Below are 23,872 nucleotides of genomic sequence, written 5' to 3' on the forward strand. Positions count from 1 at the left end.
AGGAGCCGCGCCGTGGACCCGGTGATCGTGGTCGGGGCGGGGCCCGTCGGGCTCTCGCTCTCGCTCGCCCTCGCCCGCCAGGGCGTTCCCTCCGTCGTACTGGACGAAGGGCCCGGCAAGGACGAGCAGCGGCCCGCGCGCACCGCCGTGTTGCGTCCGGACACCGTGGATCTCGTCGAGCGGTTGACCGGGGTCACCTTCAGTGACTGCCGGTGGGCCGGGTGGCGGTCGATGCGGCGTCGACAGGTAATGCGGCGACTCGCCTTCGAGGACCTCGACGGCCTTGAGAACTTCGAGGACCTGGAGGACTTCGAGGACTTGGACGCCGTCGAGAATCGCGGCGGCTTCGACCGTCCGGGGGACGCGGGCGCGTCGGACGATTCCGGGGACGTGGTGGACGGCGGGCCCTCGCCCGTGCATATGGCTCAGCACGTACTCACCGGCGCACTGCGGGACGCGGTCGCACGCGAGCGACTGATCAAGGTCGTCGTGGAAAGCCGCCTCGACTCCCTGGAGCAGGACGCGGGCGGAGTCACCGCGCATGCCCGGGGGCCCAAGGGCACCTGGTGGCGCGGCAGCTACCTGGTCGGGTGCGACGGGCCGCGCTCCACGGTGCGCAAACTCCTCGACATCCGCTTCCCCGGGCGTACGGCGGTCGAGCGGTACGCGGTCGCCGCACTGCGCACCGAACTCCCCTGGCCGGGCGAGGCGGTGCTGCACCGGACGCCTCCATGGCGCGGCGCGTCCCCTGAGGTCACCGCGCGGCCGCTCACCGATGGCGTCTGGCGCCTGGACTGGCTGCTGCCCTCGCGGACCGAACTGGTCACACCGGACGCCCTGGTGGCCCGGATCAGAGACACCCTGGCCGGCTGGTGCGGGGGGAGCACACCCCCGTACGAACTCCTCGACACCGGAGTGCACACGGTGCACCACCGGCTGGCCCGGCGCTGGCGCGTGGGCCGCTGCTTCGTGGCGGGGGACGCCGCGCATCTGCTGGGCGCGCTGGGCACTCAGGGCGTCGAAGAGGGGCTGCGGGACGTGGACAACCTGGCCTGGAAGCTGGGGCGTTGCTGGCACCACGGGCCGTCCAAGGCGCTGCTCGACAGCTATCAGGCGGAGCGGCGCACCGCGGTCGCCGCCCGGCTGCGCGCCTGTGACCAGTCGCTGCCGATACTGCGCGGGGGCGGCGGGCTGCGCGCGTATGTGCCGGGCGCGGCGCGCGGGCACGATGCGCTGCTCACCGACGGCCATCTGGGGCGTGGGCCGCTCGGGGCGCCACCCTCGTACGCCGACTCGCCGCTGTCGCCCGCCGGGACTTCGGCGGCCGCTTCCGCGCAGGTGACGGTGGGGACCGGCAGAGGGGCTCCCGTCGCGGACGTACGGGTGACGGCGCCGGACGGCTCGTCGGTACGGCTGCGGGACCGGCTGGGGCTCGATCGGCTGCTGGTGGTCCTGATCGCTCCCGGCACCGGTGTCTGGGAGCGGCGGCACTGGCTGACGGCGGGGGTGATGCCCCGGCTCGCGGGCGCGGTGTCGGCCTTGCCGGTACGCGCCGAACTGCTGGTCGCGGAGAGCTACCCGGGCGCCGCCGCGCATACGGTGCTGCTGGTACGCCCGGACGGCCATCTGGTGACCGCGCTCGCCGGGGTGCGCCCGGCGGAGCTCTACGCCGCCGCGGACGCGGCCAGGGGCGGGGAGCCGGTCGTACGGCGGTCCAAGGACCCGAAGCCGGAGCGGCACGAGGGGCGCGAGCAGCACGAGGCGCATGAGGCGCACGAGGCGTCTGGTGCGGCACCGGCGGAGGAGCCGCAGGGCGCGGCCCCCGGCGGCGGACACCGTGTGACGGCTCCGGACTCCTCGCCGTGACCCACGGTGCGAAGTAGCGAGATGATCACGTACTCACCGCCGTGTCGACCGGTTCGTCGTGGTCGCGCAGCATGCGCACGACGGTGGCCGCGCTCGGCGGCGGGTCACCACTGGGCGATGAGCGGCGGGTCCGGTTCGTGCTGCCGCCAGGCTTCGGTGAGGCGGACGAGGCGGGCGGGGGCGGCGATGCCATGCACGGCTGCGATCTTGCCCTCGGTGATGTCGAACGTCACGGAGCCGACGACCTGGTCGCCGAGCACGGTGAGGATGGCGGGGGCGCCGTTGATGACCGCGTAGTGGACGGCGGGCGTGCCGCCGACAAGTCGCCGTTTCGCGGGTGTGGGTTTGAAGCCGGCCCGTGCGATGGCGGCGACGCGCTGCGGAGTGTCGTACCGCAGCAGCTTCTCGGACAGGCCGGCGCCGTCGGAGATCGCGGTCACGTCGTCGGTGAGCAGCGCCACCAGCCGTTCGATGCGGCCCGAGGAGGCAGCGGCGAGGAATTCCTCGACGACCCTACGGGCGGATGCCGGGTCGACTTCGCTGCCGCCGCGGCGGCGCGCGGCGGTGATGCGGCGCCGGGCCCGGTGGAGGTGCTGCTGGCTCGCGGACTCGGTGAGGTCGAGGATCTCGGCGATCTCCGCGTGGCTGTGGGAGAACGCTTCGCGCAGGAGGTAGACGGCCCGCTCAAGGGGGGACAGGCGCTCCATAAGAGTCAGCACGGCCAGGGAGACCGATTCGCGCTGCTCGAAAGTGTCGGCCGGGCCGAGCATCGGGTCGCCGTCGAGAAGCGGTTCGGGCAGCCAGGCGCCGGCGGTGCGTTCGCGGCGGGCTTGTGCCGAACGGAGCCGGTCGAGGCACAGGTTGGTGACGACCTTGGTCAGCCATGCTTCCGGTACCTCGATCCGCTGCCGGTCGGCGGCCTGCCATTGCAGGAACGCATCCTGCACGACGTCTTCGGCGTCGGCGGCGGAGCCCAGGAGCCGGTACGCCAGCGAGGCCAGCCGGTTCCGGCTGGCCTGGAACCGGCTGGTGTCGAAGCGATCAGTGGCGGTGCTGTCCACGCGGATTACCCTAGACGGCTACGCGACCGCCCCTCTCGGCGGACGCATCCGACGCGGCGGCCAGGCGGCGCTTGCGCTTGGGCAGGCCGAAGGTCGGGTGCGAGATGGTCCACAGCGACATCCTGAGGATGCCCGCCTTGATCCGCGCGGCCTTCCGGCCGCCCACATACTTCGGCTTTGGCTGCGCTTCGCCGTCGACCATCTGCAGGATCCCGTCCCGCCGCCCGAGGCTGATGTGGTTGCCCACGTAGTCCAACTTGACGTTCGCGATCTCGCGGCCAGTCAGGCGTCCCAGGATTGCTTGCATGGCCTGCATACCGGTGTAGCCGGCCGAACCGCAGGACATCGGCTGTGGCCGGCCGTTGTCGCCGATGGCGTAGACGCTGTCGCCGGCGGCGTAGACGTTCGGGTGCGAGACCGACCGCATCGTGCGATCGACGACGATCTGACCGTTCTCGGTGACCTCGAGACCGCTGGCGGCGGCGATGGGGTTGACCGCGAACCCGGCCGTCCACACGGTCGCGTCGGAGGCCAGGGCGGTGCCGTCGGCGCACAGCACTCGCGTCGCTTCGACGGCTTCGACGCTGGTGTGCTCCAGGACGGTGACGCCCAGCCGGTCGCAGGCCTGGCGCAGGTGGCTGCGGGCTCCGGCGGAGAGTCGGGCGCCCAGCTCGCCGCGGGCGATCAGCGCCACCGACAGGCCGGGCCGGGACTCGGCGATCTCGGTGGCGGTCTCGATGCCGGTCAACCCGTCGCCGACGACCAGCACACTCCCACCTTCGCCCCGCCTGCCCAGGCTGTCCAGGCGCTCGCGCAGGCGCAGCGCCGAGGGCCGGCCGGCGACGTCGAAGGCGTGCTCGGCCACACCGGGGACACCGTGGTCGGCGACGTGACTGCCGAGCGTGTAGAGAAGTGTGTCGTAGCCGAGCTCGCCGCCGCCATCGGCGTCAGCGTCGGCCACGGTGACGATCTGGCGCTCGGGGTCGACGGCGGTGACACGGGCCAGGCGCAGCCGTATCCCCGTGCCCGCGAAGACGTCGGCGAGCTTCGGAGCCTCGATCTCCTGGCCGGCCGCGAGCCGGTGCAGCTGCAGCCGCTGGACGAACTCCGGCTCAGCGTTGATCACGGTGATCTCGGTGTCCGCCGGGGACACCCGGCGTGCCAGGTTCCCGGCCACGTAGGCGCCGGCGTAGCCGGCGCCGAGGACGACGATGCGGTGCTTCATGTGCCGCTCCTATCGGTTCGCTTGCTCCCGTGACTTGAGCGGAACAGCGCCCCGATTCCTGACAGGAACTGCATGTGACATGGGTCACGGGGCGACAGGGCGTCGCCCAACGATGCTCGCGACGCCGAGGCGGCACAGACGCAGGCCGAGCTGAACGAGGTGATCTGATGCCGATCACCGTCGACATGGACATCGATGTTGTGTCGACCTGACCAGGGGTCGGCCCCGAAGCAACGGTGCCGTCAGGAGCCGCGGTGGCTACCTTGCACCGTGGGGCACGGAGAGGTGTCCGGGGCCGTGACCGGCCGCACCGGGCCGCGCTGGGAACCGCCCCTGGACGGACGGCTCCAGCCGGTCGGGGCGGGCTCGACGGGCATCTGGAGCGGGTACGCGGTCGGCCGCCGCGCCCTCGGGCACCCCAGCCCGCACCAGGCGAAGCCAAGGGCGGGGCGGGGCTGCCCCTCACCTGGCCGCCGCACGGAACCGTCCCGGACGGCCCGACCCCTGGGCCGGACTGGCCTGAGCCGGACTGGCCTGGGCCGGACTGGCCTGGGCCGGACTGGCCTGGGCCGGACTGGCCTGGGCCGGGCGGAGCAAGGCGGGATGGCCGCGGGACGGCGGACCTAGAAACCCCCGTATTCCAAGTCCTCCGTGTCCTCGCCCTCTTCCTCCAGCGCCTGTCGCACCACCCGGAGCGCCATGCCCTCCGCGTAGCCCTTGCGGGCCAGCATCCCCGCGAGGCGGCGCAGGCGCTTGTCTCGGTCCAGGCCGCGGGTCGATCGCAGCTTGCGGGCGACCAGTTCGCGGGCGGTCTCCTCCTCCTGGTCGGAGTCGAGCTGTCCGACCGCCTCGTCGATCGTCGCGGAGTCGACGCCCTTGGTGCGCAGCTCCCGTGCGAGCGCACGCCGGGCCAGGCCCCGGCCGTGGTGCCGGGACTCCACCCACGCGTCCGCGAAGGCCGCGTCGTTGATCAGGCCGACGTCCTCGAAGCGGGAGAGGACCTCCTGAGCGACCTCGTCGGGGATCTCCCGCTTCCGCAGCGCGTCCGCGAGTTGCTTGCGGGTGCGCGGGGTGCCGGTGAGCAGGCGCAGACAGATCGCCCGCGCCCGCTCGGCCGGGTCAGTCTCCCGCTCGCCCGGCCCGCGCGACTCCCCGTCCCCGGCCCTCGACGGGTCAGGGGAGCCGCTGTCCTGCGTACCAAAGGCGCGCCGACGGCCACGACGCGAGCCGCCACCACGCCGACCGCCGCCCTGGCCTCCTCCAGCCGGGTCGTCGTCTCGGGCGTCCCAGGCGTCCCCGGGGGCCTCGCCGGGCGAACCGCCGTCACGCGGATCGCCTTCCTGGTCCCCGAAGGGCCGTCGCCGGTCGCCACGCTGCCGACCAGCGCCGCGCGGACGCTCGCCCGGACCGCTATCCCGGTCGCTCCCGGGGGCGTCGCCGGGCGAACCGCCGTCCCACGGCCCGTCACCCAGCGCTCCCTGGCTCCCTGGTCGACTGCCCGCGGGCAGCGACCAGGCGCCTGGCGGCGTGGTGTCCGCCAGGCCGAAGCCGCCAGGCCGCCCGGCCTCCTCCGGCCAGTCCGTTCGCCGTACCACGGGCTAGCTCTTGGCCGGCGCGGCCTTGGTCGCCTTGGCCTTCGAGGCCGGTGCGGGCACCGACTTGGCCACTCCGTCCTTCGTCTCCTTGGCCGCACCGTCGACCGGAGTCGCGCCCGGCTCGCCCTCGGGGCTCGCGGGCTTCACACCGACGCCCAGCTTCTCCTTGATCTTCTTCTCGATCTCGTCGGCGAGGTCGGGGTTGTCCTTCAGGAAGTTGCGGGCGTTCTCCTTGCCCTGCCCGAGCTGGTCGCCCTCGTACGTGTACCAGGCGCCGGCCTTGCGTACGAAGCCGTGTTCCACACCCATGTCGATCAGGCCGCCCTCGCGGCTGATGCCCTGGCCGTAGAGGATGTCGAACTCGGCCTGCTTGAAGGGCGGCGCGACCTTGTTCTTGACGACCTTGACGCGGGTGCGGTTGCCGACCGCGTCGGTGCCGTCCTTGAGGGTCTCGATACGGCGGATGTCGAGCCGCACCGAGGCGTAGAACTTCAGCGCCCGGCCACCGGTCGTGGTCTCCGGCGAGCCGAACATCACACCGATCTTCTCGCGGAGCTGGTTGATGAAGATCGCGGTGGTCTTGGACTGGTTCAGCGCGCTGGTGATCTTTCGGAGCGCCTGGCTCATCAGCCGGGCCTGCAGACCCACGTGCGAGTCGCCCATCTCGCCCTCGATCTCCGCCCGCGGAACCAGGGCCGCGACGGAGTCGATGACGATCAGGTCGAGTGCGCCGGAGCGGACCAGCATGTCGACGATCTCGAGCGCCTGCTCACCGTTGTCCGGCTGGGACAGGATGAGGTTGTCGATGTCGACGCCGAGCTTCTTCGCGTACTCCGGGTCGAGGGCGTGCTCGGCGTCCACGAAGGCGACCTGCCCGCCTGCCTTCTGCGCGTTGGCCACGGCGTGCAGCGTCAGCGTCGTCTTACCGGAGGACTCCGGTCCGTACACCTCCACCACACGGCCGCGCGGGATGCCACCGACCCCGAGGGCGATGTCGAGCGCGGTCGACCCGGTGGGGATGACCTCGATGGGCTCATTCGGCCGCTCGCCCATGCGCATCACGGCGCCCTTGCCGAATTGCCGTTCAATCTGTGCGAGCGCGGCGTCGAGCGCCTTCTCGCGGTCAGTTCCTGCCATGGGTTCCACCCGATTTGCTTGAGTCGATCGCTTCACGTCCACGACGCTAACGCCTGCCACTGACAATGCGCCCCGACGTCGGCCCCGGCCTGTGGATAACCCCTGGAAACCCCCGGGAAAACCGGGCTGGAGCAGGACCGGAGCTTCCATCAGAATGGATGTTCGATTTTCGTGTCAAGCGCACCACGCGGCAGCCTCGCCCCCGTCCACGGACGGGGGCGAGGCTGCCGAGCCCGGCAAGGAACGAGCTGCCGAGGGGACACGCTTCAGCGCCGCTCGGCTGGCACGCCCATCGACGTACACACCGCTCGCCAGACGTCCTTGGCTTCCAGACCGGCGGCCAGCGCCTCGTCCACCGTGCGCCCACCGAGCTCCGACATCACATGATCACGCGCGAAGGAATCGACGTACCCCGCACCGAAGTGCTCCGCCATCCGCTCCCAGAAGACCGTCAACCGCATGCCCCCAGTATCACGCCCCTGAGAGTGCAGCACGGGCCGAGGGGCTGCCCCCGGGCGCCAACCGCCCTACGGTCGGTGCATGCCTGAATCCGCACCCGGAGCACCCGCAGGCTCCTTTGACTCCCGGCGCCCCGAGCACTCGCGGCTCGCCCGTGCCGAGCACTTCGTCTGGCTCACCGCGCGCGTGCTGGAGCAGCGCCGGTTCGCCTACCACTTCCTCGACGGCTCGGCGGACGCGGTCGAGACCGCCCTGGCCGCGTACCGCAACGAGGACGACGGGTACGGCCACGCGCTCGAACCCGATCTGCGCGGCCCCGTCAGCCAGCCGCTGCACACCGCGCACGCGCTGCGTGTCCTGGACGCCATCGGACGGTGCGGCGGGCAGCGCGTGGAGCGGGTGTGCCGCTACCTCTCGGAGGTGTCGACCGCCGACGGCGCCCTGCCGGCGATCCACCCCAGTCAGCGCGGCTACCCGGCGGCTCCGTTCATCCCGATCGTCGACGATCCGCCGAGCGATCTGCTCGCCACCGGCCCTGTGGTGGGGCTGCTGCATCGCAACAAGGTGTGGCACGCCTGGCTGTTCCGGGCCACCGACTTCTGCTGGACGGCCGTCGAGGGGCTGGAGAAGTCCCACCCGTACGAGATCCACGCGGCCGTCGCCTTCCTGGACGGCGTGCCCGACCGGTCGCGCGCCCAGGTCGCGGCCGACCGGCTCGGCCGCCTCGTCCGGGAGCAGCGCCTTGCCGTGCTCGACCCGGAGCGGCGTGCGGAGTACCCGGTGGCGCCCGGCTACGCACCGGGCGAGCACCACTTCCCGCACGACTACGCGCGCGTGCCCGAGTCGCTGGCCCGCTCCTGGTTCACCGACGAGGAGATGGCGCGCTCGCTGGACTTCCTTGAGAGCGAGCAGCGGGAGGACGGCGGCTGGCCGATCGCCTGGCGCCAGTGGGCTCCGAGCACGGCCATGGAGGCACGGCCGATCGTCACCCTTGAGGCGCTGCGCACGCTACGGGCCTATGGACGCGCCCTGGACTGACGGCTGCCGAACCCGGGGTCAGCCTCCGATGGCCCGTACGCCCGCGGTCACCACGACGGCGGCCGCGATGATCACCAGAAACGGTGCCCGCAGCAGCAACGCGACCGCCGCCGCGGCGAGCCCGGCCGCCTTGGCGTCCAGTACCAACTGACTGCCGTCGGCGAAGGTCTGTTGCGCGGTGAGCGCGGCCAGCAGGGCGACGGGCAGCAGCGCGGCCATGCGCTTGATCAGCGGGCGCTCCACCACACCCGCGGGCACCAGCAGACCCAGCAGTTTCACCGCGTAGCAGCCGACCACGGTCACCGCGATCGCGATCCAGATGGTCAACGCCCTGCCCCTTCCGTGGTGGTGCGGCGGCCCTGTACGAACAGCACGATGGGCGCCGCGAGCGCGGCCACCAGCACCGGAACCCCGGCGGGCAGCACTGGCAGCAGGCCGAGTCCGAGGAGCACGGCGAGCGCGGCGACGGCACGCTCGGTGGTCGTACGCAGCATCGGTGCGAGCAGGGCGAGGAACGTCGCGGGCCCCGCGGCGTCGAGCCCCCATGCCTCGGTGTCGCCGATGGCCTCGGCACCCAGGGCCCCCAGCAGCGTGGTGAGGTTCCACAGCACGTAGAGGGAGAGCCCGGTGACGGCGAAGCCGATGCGGCGGGCGCGCCGGGTGGGCTGCGCGAGCGTGACGGCGGTGGTCTCGTCGATGACCCAGTGGGCGGCGAAGGGGCGGACCCAGCGCGGCAGCGCGAGCAGCTGCGACAGGCGCAGTCCGTAGAACGCGTTGCGTACGCCGAGGAAGAAGGCGCCCGCGGCCGCGGTCACCGGATTGCCGCCACCCGCCAGGGCGCCGACCAGCGCGAACTGCGAGGCGCCGGTGAAGACCAGCAGGCTCAGCGCGCAGGCCTGCAGCAGGCTCAGGCCGTTGCCGACCGCGGTCACACCGAAGGCGAACCCGGACAGACCGACGGCGACGCCTACCCCGAGCGAGTCCCGGACGACGGCGGAGTCTGGTTTGCCCGCTTGAGGTTCGACCTCGGGGCCTATCGCTACGACTGCTGTCTGTTCTCCCACTTCCGTGACGTTACGTGGACCTCGCTGACCTGGTCTTGTACGTTCTTGCGCCCTCCGCTGGTACGCCTTTGCCGGTACGTCCACGTTGGTACGCCCCTGGGGGCACCCCGACGATCCGGGCGAAGTGCCGGTTGAGGTGCGGCTGGTCCGTGAACCCGACGGTGACGGCCGCCTGGGCGGGGGCGGTGCCCGCGTCCAGGAGTCCGCGGGCGCGACGTACCCGTGCGTCGGTGAGCCAGGTGTGCGGCGGCATTCCGTACGCCGACTTGAAGGCGCGCAGCAGCGCGAAGGGGCTGGTACCAAGGTCCTGGGCCAGCCGTTCCAGCGACGGCGGATCGGCCATCCGCTCCTCCAGGACGGCTCGCGCGCGGGCCGCGTCGCGCGCGCCCGCCGAGAGCGGCCGGCGCGGGGAGAGGCGGCCCCCGTGGCTGCGCAACAGCCACGCCGTGACCAGACGCAGCAGACTGTCGGCCGCCAGCGCGTTGCCCTGCTCGGCCGCCCGGTGTACGGCCACGACCAGCCGGGCCGCGTAGGGGTCGTCCACGACGGGGCTGGTGAAGGCCACCGAGCCACGCAGCGTGGTGGTGTCGGCGGCGATCGACTCGACCAGCTCGGCGGCCGGGTACAGCGTGCGGTAGGTCCATCCCTCGGGGACGCCCGCGTGTCCGGTGTGCGGAGTGTCGGGGTTCACCACGGCGAGCTGGCCGGGCGCCGCGCGCACCAGTTCGTCGCGGTGGTGGAACGCCTCGACGCCTTCGGTGATCGCGGCGAAGACGAACGTCTCGTGGGTGTGCCGTGTGAACGCCTTGCGGATGTAGCGGGCGTGCAGCAGGTCCACGCCGGGCAGGTCGGGGTACTGCCAGTACCGCGCCTGCTCCCCTGCCGCCATGCGTCCATTGTGTGGCACGGGTCCGGGGTGTCCGCCAGTGGATTTCCCCAGGTCCGGGCGATTGTCAGTGGTGCGGTGCACGATGGGGGCCATGACCGGGAAAGCGCTCGACTCGTTCTCCCCCGCGACCCGCAGCTGGTTCACGGGGGCCTTCTCCGCGCCCACGGCCGCCCAGGAAGGCGCCTGGCGGGCCATCGGCGAGGGTTCGGACGTCCTGGTCGTGGCCCCGACCGGTTCCGGCAAGACGCTGGCCGCCTTCCTGTCCGCGCTCGACTCGCTCGCGAGCACCCCGCCACCCGCCGACCCCAAGAAGCGCTGCCGGGTGCTGTACGTGTCACCGCTCAAGGCCCTCGCGGTCGACGTGGAGCGCAATCTGCGCTCCCCGCTGACCGGCATCCGGCAGGAGTCCGTGCGCCTCGGCCTGCCGGAGCCCGAGGTGAAGGTCGGGATCCGCTCCGGGGACACCCCGGCCGCCGAGCGGCGCTCCCTGGCGACCAAGCCACCGGACATCCTGATCACCACCCCCGAGTCGCTGTTCCTGATGCTGACATCGGCCACGCGCGAGGCCCTGACCGGCATCGAGACGGTGATCCTGGACGAGGTGCACGCCGTGGCGGGCACCAAGCGGGGGGCGCACCTGGCGCTCTCCCTGGAGCGCCTGGACGAGCTGCTGCCGCGTCCCGCACGCCGGATCGGCCTGTCGGCGACGGTCCGTCCGGTGGACGAGGTGGCGCGCTATCTGTCGCCACAGCGCCGGGTGGAGGTCGTCCAACCGCCCTCGGGCAAGGAGTTCGACCTCTCGGTGGTCGTCCCCGTGGAGGACCTCGGGGAGCTGGGCGGTTCACCGGCCACCGACTCCGGCCAGGACCAGGGCGAACGGCCGTCCATCTGGCCGCATGTCGAGGAGAAGATCGCCGACCTGGTGCAGGCGCACCGCTCCACGATCGTCTTCGCCAACTCCCGGCGCCTGGCGGAGCGGCTGTGCAACCGCCTCAACGAGATCGCCTACGAGCGAGCCACCGGAGAGCCTCTCCCCGAGGCCCACTCCCCCGCCGAGCTGATGGCCGAGTCGGGCGCCGCCAAGGGCGCCCCGCCGGTGCTGGCCCGCGCGCACCACGGCTCGGTCTCCAAGGAGCAGCGCGCCCTGGTCGAGGAGGACCTCAAGGCCGGACGCCTCCCGGCCGTCGTGGCGACCTCCAGCCTGGAGCTGGGCATCGACATGGGGGCGGTGGACCTGGTGGTGCAGGTCGAGTCGCCTCCGTCGGTGGCCTCCGGGCTCCAGCGCGTCGGCCGGGCCGGGCACCAGGTGGGCGCGGTCTCCACGGGCGTGGTCTTCCCCAAGTACCGGGGCGATCTGGTGCAGGCCGCCGTGGTCACCGAGCGGATGCGCTCCGGTGGCATCGAGTCCCTCCGGGTTCCCGCCAACCCCTTGGACGTCCTGGCCCAGCAGCTCGTCGCGATGGTCGCGCTGGACACCTGGCAGGTGGACGATCTGCTCGCCGTGGCCCGTAGGGCGGCGCCGTTCGCCGCGCTCCCGGAGTCCGCGTTCCACGCCGTTCTGGACATGCTCGCGGGCCGCTATCCGTCCGACGCCTTCGCCGAGTTGCGCCCGCGCGTGGTGTGGGACCGCGTCGCCGGTACGGTCACCGGGCGCCCCGGCGCGCAGCGGCTCGCCGTCACCTCGGGCGGCACGATCCCGGACCGCGGGCTGTTCGGGGTGTTCCTCGCGGGAGCCGATCCGAAGAAGGGCGGCGGCCGGGTCGGCGAGCTGGACGAGGAGATGGTCTACGAGTCCCGGGTCGGCGATGTCTTCACCCTCGGCACCAGCTCCTGGCGCATCGAGGACATCACCCGCGACCGCGTCCTGGTCTCCCCCGCGCCAGGCGTCCCCGGACGGCTGCCGTTCTGGAAGGGCGACCAACTGGGCCGCCCGCTCGAATTGGGCCGCGCTCTGGGCGCGTTCCTGCGCGAGATCGGCGGCCTGGCCCCTGAGGACGCCCGCCAGCGGCTGGCCGACGCGGGCCTGGACACCTGGGCCGCGGACAACGTCCTCGCGTATCTCGCCGAGCAGCGCACGGCCTGCGGCCATGTGCCGGACGACCGGACCATCGTGGTCGAGCGCTTCCGCGACGAGCTCGGCGACTGGCGCGTGGTCGTGCACTCCCCCTTCGGCGCCCAGGTGCACGCCCCTTGGGCGCTGGCCCTGGGCGCCAGACTCACCGAGCGGTACGGCATGGACGCGCAGGTGATGCACGCCGACGACGGGCTGGTGTTGCGGCTGCCCGACGCCGATCTGCTGGGCCTGGACCTGCTCGACCAGGAGCCGTCGAAGCCCGGCCTGGAGTACGACTCCGAGCAGGCTCCGGTCGGTGCCGCCGACGTCGCCTTCGACCAGGGCGAGGTCCAGCAGCTCGTTACCGACCAGGTGGGCGGCTCGGCCCTGTTCGCCTCCCGTTTCCGCGAGTGCGCCGCCCGTGCTCTGCTGCTGCCGCGCCGCAACCCGGGCAAGCGCACCCCGCTGTGGCAGCAGCGCCAGCGCGCCTCGCAGCTCCTGCAGGTGGCGAGCGACTTCGGGTCGTTCCCGATCGTCCTGGAGGCGGTGCGCGAATGCCTCCAGGACGTCTTCGACGTGCCCGGGCTGACGGAGCTCATGGGCGATATCGAGGCCCGCCGCGTCCGCCTGGTCGAGGTGACCACACCCGAACCGTCGCCGTTCGCCCGCTCGCTGCTCTTCGGCTATGTCGCGCAGTTCCTCTACGAGGGCGACTCACCACTCGCCGAGCGGCGCGCCGCGGCACTCTCGCTTGACTCGCGCCTACTGGCCGAGCTCCTCGGCCAGGCCGAGCTGCGGGAGCTCCTGGACGCCGAGGTGCTCACCGAGCTGGAACGCGAGCTCCAATGGCGCACGGACGACCGGCGCGTCAAGGACGCGGAGGGCGTCGCCGACCTGCTGCGGCTGCTCGGCCCGCTCACCGAGGAGGAGTTGGCCGAGCGCGGCGCCGAGCCGGACTGGGCAGAGCAGCTCGCCAGGACCCGCCGCGCCATCCGGGTCCGTATCGCGGGGGCCGACCACTGGGCGGCGGTCGAGGACGCGGGACGCCTGCGCGACGCACTCGGCACGGCCCTTCCCGTCGGGGTGCCGGAGGCGTTCACCGAGCCGGTCAAGGACCCGCTCGGCGACCTGCTCGCCCGTTACGCACGCAGCCACGGCCCGTTCACCTCGGTCGCCGCGGCCGCCCGCTTCGGCCTCGGCACGGCCGTCACCGAAGGCGCCCTACAGCGTCTGGCCGCCGGCGGCCGTGTCGTGCAAGGCGAGTTCCACCCGGCCGGAATCGGTCAGGAGTGGTGCGACGCCACCGTGCTCAGACGGCTCCGCCGCCGCTCCCTGGCCGCCCTGCGCCAGGAACTGGAACCAGTGCCGCCCGCCGCGCTCGCCGGGTTCCTGCCCCAGTGGCAGCATCTGGGCGGGCACGGACTGCGGGGCATCGACGGACTGGTGCGCGCCATCGAGCAGTTGCAGGGCGCCACGGTCCCCGCGTCCGCGCTGGAGAAGCTCGTCCTGCCGTCCCGCGTGCAGGGCTATACGCCCGCGCTGCTCGACGAACTCACCACCACCGGCGAGGTGCTGTGGGCAGGGGCCGGAGCGCTGCCCGGCAAGGACGGCTGGCTGTCGCTTTATCTGGCCGACTCCGCGCCCCTGCTGCTGCCCGAGCCCCATCCGCTGGAGCTCACCGCGCTCCACCAGTCCATCCTGGACGCGCTCTCGGGCGGGTACGGCCTGTTCTTCCGCCAGATCACCGACCAGGTACGCGCCACCACCCACCCCGATGCCACCGACCCCCAACTGGCCGACGCCCTCTGGGAGCTGGCCTGGTCCGGACGGCTCACCAACGACACCCTCGCACCCATGCGCGCGCTGCTCGGCTCGGGCCGCACCGCGGGCTCCACCGCCCACCGCGCCAAGCGCCCCGTCCCGCGCGGCCGGTACGGCTCCCTCACGGCCGCCGCACGCCCGGCATCGCGCACCGGCCCGCCCACCGTCGCGGGCCGCTGGTCGTTGCTCCCGGACCGCGAACCCGACCCCACACTGCGCGCCCATGCCCGCGCGCGTACGCTCCTCGACCGGCACGGCGTCGTCACCCGGGGCGCGGTCGCCGCGGAAGGCGTCGAGGGCGGCTTCGCGGCGACGTACCGCGTCCTGTCCGCCTTCGAGGACAGCGGCCAGGCCCGGCGCGGCTATGTCGTCGAAGGGCTCGGCGCGGCCCAGTTCGCGATGGACGGCGCGGTGGACCGGCTGCGCGCGGCGGCCAGTGCCCGCGACCGCGGCGACAGCCACGAGGGCACGCGTGCGACGGTCCTCGCGGCGGCCGACCCGGCGAACGCCTACGGCGCGGCCCTCCCCTGGCCGGAGCCGCCCGCGCAGGCCGGCCACAAGCCGGGCCGCAAGGCCGGTTCACTGGTCGTCCTGGTCGACGGCGTCCTGGCGCTGTACATGGAGCGCGGCGGCAAGACCCTGCTCGTCTGGCCCACCGACCCCGAGGACCAGACCGCCGCAGACGACCCCCGGCTGCACACCGCCACCGAGGCCCTGGCCGCCGCGGCCCGTGCGGGCACCCTCGGCACGGTCACCGTGGAGCGCATCAACGGCACCGCATCCCTGACGTCCCCACTCGGCCGCCTCCTGGAAGCGGCGGGCTTCCACGCCACACCCCGCGGTCTCCGGCTCCGCGCATGACACGCCCCGACCCGACCCGCGCGGCACCCCGACACCGCCCGCATGACACGCCCACCGCCACTCCCACCCCACCCCGCATGACACACCCGACCGCCACACCGCCCCACATGTCACCCTGACCTCATGCCCGAAGGAGACACCGTCCACCAGGCTGCGCGGCGCCTGCACAGCGCGCTCGCGGGCAGCGTGCTGACGCGCTCGGACCTNTCGGGCGCCACCGCCAGCCGCAGCACGGCCCACCACCACACCACACCGAACCCCAGGGCCGCCGCCACCGCGAGCACCCTCGGTATGGACCACCGCCACCCTCCACGCCCCGCCATGCGCAGCCTCCTCCGACCGACGCTAAACCCGCGCGATCACCCAGCGGGAGGGCGCACAGGAAGCACCAGAAGCACACAAAGCGCGTGCACGGCACATGTGTGGCACATTTAGCCGTTCTCGGCCTGGAACATCCAGTGGTGCTTCTCCAGGTCCGCCGTGATCCCGATGAAGATGTCCTGACTCACCGGGTCCGCGTCACCGGTCGCCCCCACCCGCTCCCGCATCCGTGTGATCACCGCACCCAGCGCGTCGACCAGGGCCCGCACCGCGTCCACGTCCTTCACCCAGCCCCCGGGCACCGCGCCGATCCCGCTGCTCCCCGCCACCGTCGCCGCGCGCCCGTCGGGTGACACCCCGAGCGTGGAAGCCCGCTCCGCGACCGTGTCGGAGTGCAGCCGCGCCGTGTCCACGACCTCGTCCAGCTGCAGATGTACGGAGCGGAAACGCGGCCCGACCACGTTCCAGTGGATCTGCTTCGCCACCAGGGAGAGGTCCACCAGGTCGACCAGCGCGCCCTGCAGCGCCTCGGAGACCGTCTTCAGATCCGCGTCGGGGAGCGGGCTCTTCACGACGTACATACGGGTTCCTCCAGCCGTGCACGCTTCCCCGAGTACCCACCAACCATGACATAGCGCCCCTTACCGGTCACTTCGAAAAACAACCCCCGGACACGCGAAAACCCCGGCCGAGATCACCCCGGCCGGGGTTCGCACACAAGCGGTCGTCAGGCTGCGACGACGTCTACCGCTTCGGCGGGCGCCTTGATCGTCACGCGTTCTGGTGGGACACCCGTCACGGACACCGCGTTGAGCATCGGTCGCACCCCGGCCGGAACGGGCTCGCGCACCGGCTCGGCCGCGGCCGACTCGGCCAGTTCAGCAAGCGAAAGCTCGTCGCTCACTTCGCGCATGAGCTCGGACATCCGTACGTCAAGCGCGTCGCAGATCGCGGAAAGCAGCTCGGAGGAAGCCTCCTTCTGCCCCCGCTCCACCTCGGAGAGATAGCCGAGTGAGACTCGGGCGGACGAGGAGACTTCGCGCAGAGTACGGCCCTGGCGCTGGCGCTGCCGACGCAGCACGTCACCCAGCAGGCGACGGAGCAAAATCATCGGTGGCTCCCTCCTCGGACCGTGTAACCGCATCCTTCATGCACCACCGTACCGCCTCGCGACGCGGCCGTGCGGGGAGCGATGTCGTGTTCACTCAGGGCTGCAAACATCAAATCCCCCCGTGTTGTTCCGTATCCTGTGCCCGCACATTCGTGATCAGTTCGCTCGACGGCTTGGTCAGTTCGCCCGCGAGCAGCGCCAGCACGCTCCGTACACTCTCTCTACGGATTTCCGCACGGCTGCCGTTCAACCGCAGCTGGGCGACTTTCCCGTCCAGCAGACCACCGGAATCAGCCACTCCGGATATCGTCCCGGCCATTCCGCCCGCCGGGCCGGCTGCCGGGTCCGCCCCCGCGGCGACCTCAGCCGCCTCCACCTGGGCGCCCCCGGGCCCGGCCACGGCGACATAGACCGTCCCGACCGGCTGCCCGTCCTGCGGTTCGGGCCCGGCCACCCCGGTGGTCGCGATCCCCCAGTCCGCGCCGAGCACCCTGCGTACGCCCTGGGCCATCTGCCGGGCGACCTCGGCATCCACCGCGCCACGTTCGACCAGAAGGGTGCCGTCCACCCCGAGCAGCCGCTCCTTGAGCTCGGTCGCGTACGCCGTAACCGACCCCCGAAAGCACTTCGACGCACCGGCGACCCCGGTCAGCTCCGCCGCGACCAGACCACCGGTCAGCGACTCCGCCACAGCGAGCGTCTCGCCCCGCCCGACCAGCAGCTCCAGCACCTCAGCAGCACGCGCGGCCGATGCCCCAGCGCCCTCGGAGACCTCAGAAGCCCCAGACGTCACGCCGACTGCTCCGCGGCCCGCCCGCGCCGCCGCAGCACCACGGCCTGGCGCACATAGTCGAGCGCGGTGCCCACGGTGAGCAGCACGGCCACCGCCATCACCCAGAACCGCAGCGTGGCCAGCGGCCCGGTCAGCGCCAGGATGTACATCCCGACCGCGATGCCCTGCAGCAGGGTCTTCAGCTTCCCGCCCCGGCTGGCCGGGATGACGCCGTACCGGATGACCCAGAACCGCATCAGCGTGATCCCGAGCTCCCGCCCGAGGATCACTCCGGTGACCCACCAGGGCAGATCGTCGAGCCAGGACAGACAGATCAGCGCGGCACCCATGATCGCCTTGTCGGCGATCGGGTCCGCGATCTTCCCGAAGTCGGTGACCAGGTTGTACGTACGGGCCAGATGGCCGTCGAAGAGGTCGGTGATCATGGCCACCGAGAAGGCCGCCCACGCGAAGGAGCGCCATGCGGGGTCATGACCGCCCGCCGCCAGCATCAGCATCACGAAGCCCGGCACGAGCAGCAGCCGCACCATGGTGAGGATGTTGGCGATGTTCCACAGGCTGGCCTGGTTGACGGCCGCAGCGCCCAGCTTGCCACCGCCGGCCACCGGCTTACGGCCGGTTCCGCCCGCCGCGGACGCGGGGACTCCGGTCATCTGCCCGCCTCCTCAGCGCCTTCCAGGGGTTCGGCCACCAGGTCGACACCTTCCGTACCGACCACCTTTGCCTCGACCATACGACCGACAGTCAAGCCCTGGCTCGTGGTGAACACCACCTGTCCGTCGGTCTCCGGCGCCTGGTGGGCGGCGCGGCCGATCGCGCCGTCCTCGCCGTCGACGGACTCGACCAGCACCCGCACGGTCTCGCCGACCCGCTCGTCGGCCCGCTGGGCGGTCAGCTCCTCCGCGAGCCGCGAGACGCGGGCCAGCCGCTCGGCGACCACGTCCTCGTCCAGCTTGTTCTCGTACGTCGCCGCTTCCGTGCCGTCCTCGTCCGAGTAGCCGAAGACGCCGATGGCGTCCAGCCGCGCCCCGGTGAGGAAACGCTCCAGCTCGGCGACGTCGTCCTCGCTCTCGCCGGGGAAGCCCACGATGAAGTTCGACCGCACGCCGGCCTGCGGGGCCTTGGCGCGGATCTGGTCGAGCAGGTCCAGGAACCGGTCGGTGTCGCCGAAGCGGCGCATCGCGCGCAGCACACCGGGCGCGGAGTGCTGGAAGGACAGGTCGAAGTACGGGGCGACGTTCGGCGTGGAGGTCAGCGCGTCGATGAGTCCGGGCCGCATCTCGGCAGGCTGCAGGTAGCTGACCCGCACCCGCTCGATCCCGTCGATCTCGGCCAGCTCGGGCAGCAGCGTCTCCAGCAGCCTGATGTCGCCGAGATCCTTGCCGTACGAGGTGTTGTTCTCGGAGACCAGCATGATCTCCGAGACCCCCTGCTCGGCCAGCCAGCGCGCTTCGTTGAGTACATCGCTCGGCCGCCGCGAGATGAAGGACCCGCGGAAGGAGGGGATGGCGCAGAAGGAGCAGCGACGGTCGCAGCCGGAGGCCAGCTTCACGGAGGCGACCGGCGCCGTCCCGATACGGCGGCGCAGCGGCGCCCGCGGCCCGGAGGCCGGAGCGAGTCCGTCCGGCAGGTCGTCGGGCTGGTTCTCGGGCTCCTGGGCGTGGCCCGGCAGCGCCACGTCGGAGGCGTCCTGCCGCTCCGCCGGGCTGATCGGCAGCAGTTTGCGCCGGTCGCGGGGGGTGTGGGCGGCGTGGACGCCACCGCTCAGGATGGTCTGCAGGCGGTCGGAGATGTCGGCGTAGTCGTCGAAGCCGAGCACGCCGTCGGCCTCGGGCAGCGCCTCGGCGAGCTCCTTGCCGTACCGCTCGGCCATACAGCCGACGGCGACCACGGCCTGGGTCTGGCCGTGGTCCTTGAGGTCATTGGCTTCGAGAAGGGCGTCGACGGAGTCCTTCTTGGCCGCCTCGACGAACCCGCAGGTGTTGACGACGGCGACATCGGCGGCCGCGGCGTCCTCGACGAGCTGCCAGCCGTCCGCCTCCAAGCGGCCTGCGAGCTCCTCCGAGTCCACCTCGTTACGGGCGCAGCCAAGAGTGACGAGAGCGACGGTACGGCGTTCGGGCATGAGGTCAAGCGTACGTGCTTATCGCCCCGGTCCCCGCCGCGAGGGTGACGAGCCGTTCAGGGGCGTACGTCACAACCCTCCTGACAGCCCACTCGGGAGCCGGAGAACGAGGCCGCTCCGGGCGGCCCGTCCGCGGCGGTTGCCCCGCCCCGCCCCGCCCGCGACCGTCGGTCGGCCCCGTCACCGGCCGTTCACGCTCAGCCGACGCCGGTGTCGCTCTCCGGGTCGTCCTTGGTGTAGGACAGCCGCTCGACCGTGCCCGGCTTGAACTCGTCCTTGATCTCCTTGCCGTTCACGAAGAGCTTGATCGCGCCCGCGTCGCCCAGGACGAGGTTGATCTGCTTCTTGTCCGTGAAGGACTTGGACTCGCCCTTTTCGAGGAGGCCGTCGAACATCAGCCGGCCGTTGTGGTCCTTCGCCGAGATCCAGCTGCGGCCGTCCGCGGCGCTCACCATCACGGTGACCTTGTTCTTGGGGGCGCCCGCGATCGCGCTGTCGGCCGGGTCCGGCTTGGGGTCGGCCGGCTTGGTCTTGGTGGGTGACGGCTCGGCCTTCGGCGACGGCGAGCTGCCGGCCACCGGGTCCTTCGTCCCCGTGCCGCCGTCCTCACCGCTGAAGAGCGTGAAGCCAACAAAACCGATCACGGCGACGATGGCCGCGACCATGGCCGCGGTCCAGTTGGGACGGCGCCGTTCCGGCCTGATCCGCTCGGCCTCGAACAGCGGCGCCGCGGGGGTGGGAGCGGGGCGCCCGCCGTGCTCCCCGTCGTACTGGGCCACCAGCGGGGCGGGATCGAGGCCGACGGCGCGCGCCAGCGTCCTGATGTGCCCGCGGGCGTAGACATCGCCACCGCAGCGCGAGAAGTCGTCCTGTTCGATCGCATGCACGATCGGGGAGCGCACCCGGGTGGACGAGCTGACTTCGTCGACGGTCAGCCCGGCGTCGATACGCGCGCGCTGAAGCGCGCGCCCCACCGAGGGGCGTTCTTCTTCGACCATGGGTTCGGCTTCGACCAGGGGTTCAGCTTCGACCAAGGGTTCGGCTTCAGCCGAAGGCTCGACCGAAGGACGGTCCTCTTCAGGGGAGTTGCCGATGGACACGGGGGCGCCTTTCGAGCGTGTAGCCACCTGCTGGACGTTCAGTCTAGAGGGGGTACGAAAGGGTGGGGCAACCGGGCGGTGCACTTTGTACGCCATCGGAATGGCCGGACATCCCGATGGTGGGACATTCTCCCGCCCCGCTGTCCAACTTGACGTCGCACGAAGGGAAACGGTTGCTCGACGTCCCCTTACGGGTGAGCCTCCTCCCCTTTCGGATGAGCCCCCTCCGCTTAAGAGCCTGTCTTTGAACCCCCGTCGTCCGCGCGGAGCGCGGGCGCAGCGGTGTTCGGTGCGTGCTCTCGGCGTGCGGCGAGAGTGCGTGCCGGGCGTCGGGGCGCAGGCGGGGGTTCAAAGACAGGCTCTAAGGGTGAGCCTCCCCGCGAATCACGGCGAGCACACCATCCAGATCGTCCGGCTTCACCAGGACATCGCGCGCCTTGGATCCTTCGCTCGGCCCCACGANCGAGAGTGCGTGCCGGGCGTCGGGGCGCAGGCGGGGGTTCAAAGACAGGCTCTAAGGGTGAGCCTCCCCGCGAATCACGGCGAGCACACCATCCAGATCGTCCGGCTTCACCAGGACATCGCGCGCCTTGGATCCTTCGCTCGGCCCCACGATGTTCCGTGACTCCATGAGGTCCATCAGCCGGCCCGCCTTGGCGAAGCCGACGCGCAGCTTCCGCTGCAGCATCGATGTCGACCCGAACTGCGTGGAGACCACCAGCTCAGCGGCCTGGCACAGCAGGTCGAGGTCGTCGCCGATGTCCTCGTCGATCTCCTTCTTCTGCTTGGTGCCGACCACGACGTCCTCCCGGAAGACCGGGGTCATCTGATCCTTGCAGTGCCGCACGACGGCCGCGACCTCGTCTTCGGTCACGAACGCGCCCTGCATCCGGATCGGCTTGTTCGCGCCCATCGGCAGGAAGAGCCCGTCGCCCTTGCCGATCAGCTTCTCGGCGCCCGGCTGGTCGAGGATGACCCGGCTGTCGGCGAGCGAGGAGGTCGCGAAGGCGAGCCGGGATGGCACGTTCGCCTTGATCAGACCGGTCACCACGTCGACGCTGGGCCGCTGTGTCGCGAGCACCAGGTGGATACCGGCGGCCCGGGCCAGCTGCGTAATCCGCACGATCGAGTCCTCGACGTCGCGCGGCGCGACCATCATCAGGTCCGCGAGCTCGTCGACGATCACCAGCAGGTACGGGTAGGGCTGCAGCTCCCGCTCGCTGCCCTCGGGCGAGGTGACCTTGCCGCTGCGCACAGCCTGGTTGAAGTCGTCGATATGGCGGAAGCCGTACGCCGCGAGGTCGTCGTAGCGCAGGTCCATCTCGCGTACGACCCACTGCAGGGCCTCGGCGGCCCGCTTGGGGTTGGTGATGATCGGCGTGATCAGGTGCGGAATGCCCTCGTACGCGGTGAGCTCCACGCGCTTGGGGTCGACCAGCACCATCCGTACGTCCTCGGGGGTCGCCCGCACCATGATCGAGGTGATCAGGCAGTTGATGCAGGACGACTTTCCGGAGCCGGTGGCACCGGCGACCAGGATGTGCGGCATCTTCGCCATGTTCGCCATCACATAGCCGCCCTCGACGTCTTTGCCGAGCGCGACCAGCATCGGGTGGTCGTCTTCGGCGGCGTCGGCCAGGCGCAGCACATCGCCGAGGTTGACCATCTCCCGGTCGGTGTTCGGGATCTCGATGCCGACCGCGGACTTACCGGGGATGGGGCTGATGATCCGGACGTCGGGGCTGGCGACGGCGTAGGCGATGTTCTTGGTCAGCGCGGTGATCCGCTCGACCTTCACGGCGGGGCCGAGCTCGACCTCGTAGCGCGTGACCGTCGGGCCGCGGGTGAAGCCGGTGACGGCCGCGTCGACCTTGAACTCCATGAAGACGGTGGTGAGCGAGGCGACGATCGCGTCGTTGGCGGCGCTGCGCGCCTTGCCGGGGCCGCCGCGCTCCAGGAGGTCGAGCGAGGGCAGCGAGTAGGTGATGTCGCCGGAGAGCTGGAGCTGCTCGGCGCGCGGCGGCAGGTCCCGTGGTGCCTCGGGGGCGGCCTTGGTCAGATCGGGTACGCCGGAGTCGGCGGCCCCACGCTTCGCGGGCGCGCCCTGAGCGGCAGGACGCGGCTTCGGCGTGGGCTCGGGCCGCTCCACGGAGACGCCCTGGGTCAGGTCGGCGACCAGCGGCGAGGGCGGCATGCCGTGCATGACGGCACCGTCGAGTGCCGCCGCGGCGGCAGCGGCCACATCGACCGCGTCCATCGGCCGGTCGAGTTCCGCCTTGCCGCTGGTGCGGCGCGGCCTGCGGCGCTTGGTGAGGGCCTCTTCCTCGGCGTGGTCCGGGTCGTACGAGTCGGGCGCGGGGGCGCTGCGGCGGCGCGGCTTGGCCGGCAGGGCCTCCCGCCACTGGTCGTCGTAGCGCTCGTCGTCCGGTGAGTACGCGCCTGAGTGCTCCGCCGGGTCGGCCTCGATCAGGCCGAGCTTCTGGCCGAGCAACCGCAGCCGCTGCGGGATGGCGTTGACGGGGGTCGCGGTGACCACCAGGAGTCCGAACACCGTGAGCAGCACCAGCAGCGGTACGGCGAGCACCTCGCCCATGGTGTAGATCAGCGGCCGGGAGGAGGCCCAGCCGATGAGCCCACCGGCATCTCTTATGTCCTCGATGCCCTCGCCGCGCCCGGGACCGCCACAGGCGATGTGGACCAGGCCGAGCACGCCCAAGACGAGCGCGGAGAGGCCGATCACGATACGGCCGTTGGCCTCGGTCTTCTCGGGGTGCCTGATCAGGCGTACGGCGATCGCCCCGAGCAGCAGCGGCGCCAGCAGGTCGAGCCGGCCGAAGGCGCCGGTCACCAGCATCTCCACCAGATCGCCGACGGGGCCGCGCAGTTGGGACCAGGTGCCGGCGGCGACGATCAGGGCCAGGCCGAGCAGCAGCAGCGCGAGCCCGTCCTTGCGGTGTGCGGGGTCAAGGCCCTTGGCGCCGCGCCCTATGCCGCGGAACGTCGCTCCGACGGCGTGCGCCAGGCCGAGCCAGCAGGCACGCACGATCTTGTAGAGGCCGCTGGTGGGATTGGGGCTGGGCGGCGGCGCCGGCTTCTTGGCCGCTGCCTTCTTGGCAGGGGCCTTCTTGGCGGGTGCCTTCGCAGCGGCCTTCGCCGGAGCCTTCTTCGGGGCGGCCGCCTTCTTCGCGGGAGCCTTCTTGGCTGCGGACTGACGTGAGGCCATGGGGGTGAGGGTACCGGTGGAGGCGACGGTCGACACGTGTGCCGCCGCTTCACCCTTTCGTGTCGCCCCGTCCCTGGCACGAAACTGACGCGGCCTCACCCGCCCCGCGTCCGGGCGGGCAGCCCGCGTC

General features: G+C 71.9%; 18 protein-coding genes and 1 pseudogene. 4 read left to right on the plus strand and 15 right to left on the minus strand.

Annotation, left to right across the window (positions count from 1 at the left end):
• Positions 1-12 precede the first annotated feature (12 nt).
• The gene (locus tag U9R90_RS08420) at positions 13-1,866 is read left to right on the plus strand and encodes an FAD-dependent monooxygenase (RefSeq protein ID WP_411055769.1); all 1,854 of its coding nucleotides are present in this window, start codon (positions 13-15) and stop codon (positions 1,864-1,866) included.
• Positions 1,867-1,970: 104 nt separating this feature from the next.
• Here the strand turns inward: U9R90_RS08420 and U9R90_RS08425 are convergent, their stop codons facing one another.
• From U9R90_RS08425 to U9R90_RS08445, 5 genes are all read right to left on the minus strand, one after another.
• Positions 1,971-2,927: a sigma-70 family RNA polymerase sigma factor gene (locus U9R90_RS08425; protein ID WP_411055770.1), complete on the minus strand. Its 957-nt coding sequence runs from the start codon at positions 2,925-2,927 to the stop codon at positions 1,971-1,973.
• 10 nt (positions 2,928-2,937) lie between these two features.
• Positions 2,938-4,152: an NAD(P)/FAD-dependent oxidoreductase gene (locus tag U9R90_RS08430; RefSeq protein ID WP_411055771.1), complete on the minus strand. Its 1,215-nt coding sequence runs from the start codon at positions 4,150-4,152 to the stop codon at positions 2,938-2,940.
• A 623-nt stretch (positions 4,153-4,775) separates the two neighbouring features.
• Positions 4,776-5,747, minus strand: coding sequence for a recombination regulator RecX (gene recX, locus U9R90_RS08435; protein ID WP_411055772.1), 972 nt, complete (start codon positions 5,745-5,747; stop codon positions 4,776-4,778).
• A gap of 3 nt (positions 5,748-5,750) precedes the next feature.
• Entirely contained in the window at positions 5,751-6,884 is a 1,134-nt protein-coding gene (gene recA, locus U9R90_RS08440; RefSeq protein WP_411055773.1) for a recombinase RecA, read from the minus strand.
• Between the two features lie 266 nt (positions 6,885-7,150).
• Complete coding sequence (locus tag U9R90_RS08445; protein WP_411055774.1) at positions 7,151-7,345, minus strand: DUF3046 domain-containing protein; 195 nt, start codon at positions 7,343-7,345, stop codon at positions 7,151-7,153.
• A 79-nt stretch (positions 7,346-7,424) separates the two neighbouring features.
• Here U9R90_RS08445 and U9R90_RS08450 point away from each other — a divergent pair, with 79 nt between their 5' ends.
• Entirely contained in the window at positions 7,425-8,381 is a 957-nt protein-coding gene (locus tag U9R90_RS08450) for a hypothetical protein (protein ID WP_411055775.1), read from the plus strand.
• Positions 8,382-8,399: 18 nt separating this feature from the next.
• On the opposite strand, the gene U9R90_RS08455 is transcribed toward U9R90_RS08450, so the two are convergent.
• From U9R90_RS08455 to U9R90_RS08465, 3 genes are read right to left on the minus strand one after another with little or no spacing between them, the layout of a single operon-like run.
• Positions 8,400-8,708, minus strand: coding sequence for an AzlD domain-containing protein (locus tag U9R90_RS08455; RefSeq protein ID WP_411055776.1), 309 nt, complete (start codon positions 8,706-8,708; stop codon positions 8,400-8,402).
• Positions 8,705-9,445: an AzlC family ABC transporter permease gene (locus tag U9R90_RS08460; RefSeq protein ID WP_411055777.1), complete on the minus strand. Its 741-nt coding sequence runs from the start codon at positions 9,443-9,445 to the stop codon at positions 8,705-8,707. The genes U9R90_RS08455 and U9R90_RS08460 overlap by 4 nt, the downstream gene beginning before the upstream one ends.
• A gap of 10 nt (positions 9,446-9,455) precedes the next feature.
• On the minus strand, positions 9,456-10,334 hold the full coding sequence (locus U9R90_RS08465; protein ID WP_411055778.1) for an AraC family transcriptional regulator: 879 nt from the start codon (positions 10,332-10,334) through the stop codon (positions 9,456-9,458).
• A gap of 91 nt (positions 10,335-10,425) precedes the next feature.
• Here U9R90_RS08465 and U9R90_RS08470 point away from each other — a divergent pair, with 91 nt between their 5' ends.
• Positions 10,426-15,069 (plus strand): ATP-dependent helicase, encoded by a 4,644-nt coding sequence (locus U9R90_RS08470; RefSeq protein WP_411055779.1) that lies wholly within the window; start codon positions 10,426-10,428, stop codon positions 15,067-15,069.
• Between the two features lie 123 nt (positions 15,070-15,192).
• Positions 15,193-15,273, plus strand: a pseudogene (locus U9R90_RS08475) (DNA glycosylase); the annotation flags it as partial.
• Positions 15,274-15,500: 227 nt separating this feature from the next.
• Here the strand turns inward: U9R90_RS08475 and U9R90_RS08480 are convergent.
• The 7 genes from U9R90_RS08480 to U9R90_RS08510 form a co-directional block, all read right to left on the minus strand.
• Positions 15,501-15,971: a Dps family protein gene (locus tag U9R90_RS08480; RefSeq protein WP_411055780.1), complete on the minus strand. Its 471-nt coding sequence runs from the start codon at positions 15,969-15,971 to the stop codon at positions 15,501-15,503.
• A gap of 146 nt (positions 15,972-16,117) precedes the next feature.
• The gene (locus U9R90_RS08485; protein WP_411055781.1) at positions 16,118-16,501 is read right to left on the minus strand and encodes a helix-turn-helix domain-containing protein; all 384 of its coding nucleotides are present in this window, start codon (positions 16,499-16,501) and stop codon (positions 16,118-16,120) included.
• Between the two features lie 109 nt (positions 16,502-16,610).
• Positions 16,611-17,294, minus strand: a complete 684-nt coding sequence (locus U9R90_RS08490; protein WP_411055782.1) for a CinA family protein — start codon at positions 17,292-17,294, stop codon at positions 16,611-16,613.
• Positions 17,291-17,947, minus strand: coding sequence for a CDP-diacylglycerol--glycerol-3-phosphate 3-phosphatidyltransferase (pgsA, locus tag U9R90_RS08495; RefSeq protein ID WP_411055783.1), 657 nt, complete (start codon positions 17,945-17,947; stop codon positions 17,291-17,293). Before pgsA ends, U9R90_RS08490 begins: the two co-directional genes overlap by 4 nt.
• The gene (gene rimO, locus U9R90_RS08500; protein WP_411055784.1) at positions 17,944-19,419 is read right to left on the minus strand and encodes a 30S ribosomal protein S12 methylthiotransferase RimO; all 1,476 of its coding nucleotides are present in this window, start codon (positions 19,417-19,419) and stop codon (positions 17,944-17,946) included. The genes pgsA and rimO overlap by 4 nt, the downstream gene beginning before the upstream one ends.
• A 197-nt stretch (positions 19,420-19,616) precedes the next feature.
• The gene (locus U9R90_RS08505; RefSeq protein ID WP_411057680.1) at positions 19,617-20,417 is read right to left on the minus strand and encodes a helix-turn-helix domain-containing protein; all 801 of its coding nucleotides are present in this window, start codon (positions 20,415-20,417) and stop codon (positions 19,617-19,619) included.
• A gap of 616 nt (positions 20,418-21,033) precedes the next feature.
• Positions 21,034-23,742 (minus strand): DNA translocase FtsK, encoded by a 2,709-nt coding sequence (locus U9R90_RS08510; protein WP_411055785.1) that lies wholly within the window; start codon positions 23,740-23,742, stop codon positions 21,034-21,036.
• Positions 23,743-23,872 lie beyond the last annotated feature (130 nt).

This window comes from Streptomyces sp. E11-3 (genome assembly GCF_046540415.1).
GTDB lineage: Bacteria > Actinomycetota > Actinomycetes > Streptomycetales > Streptomycetaceae > Streptomyces.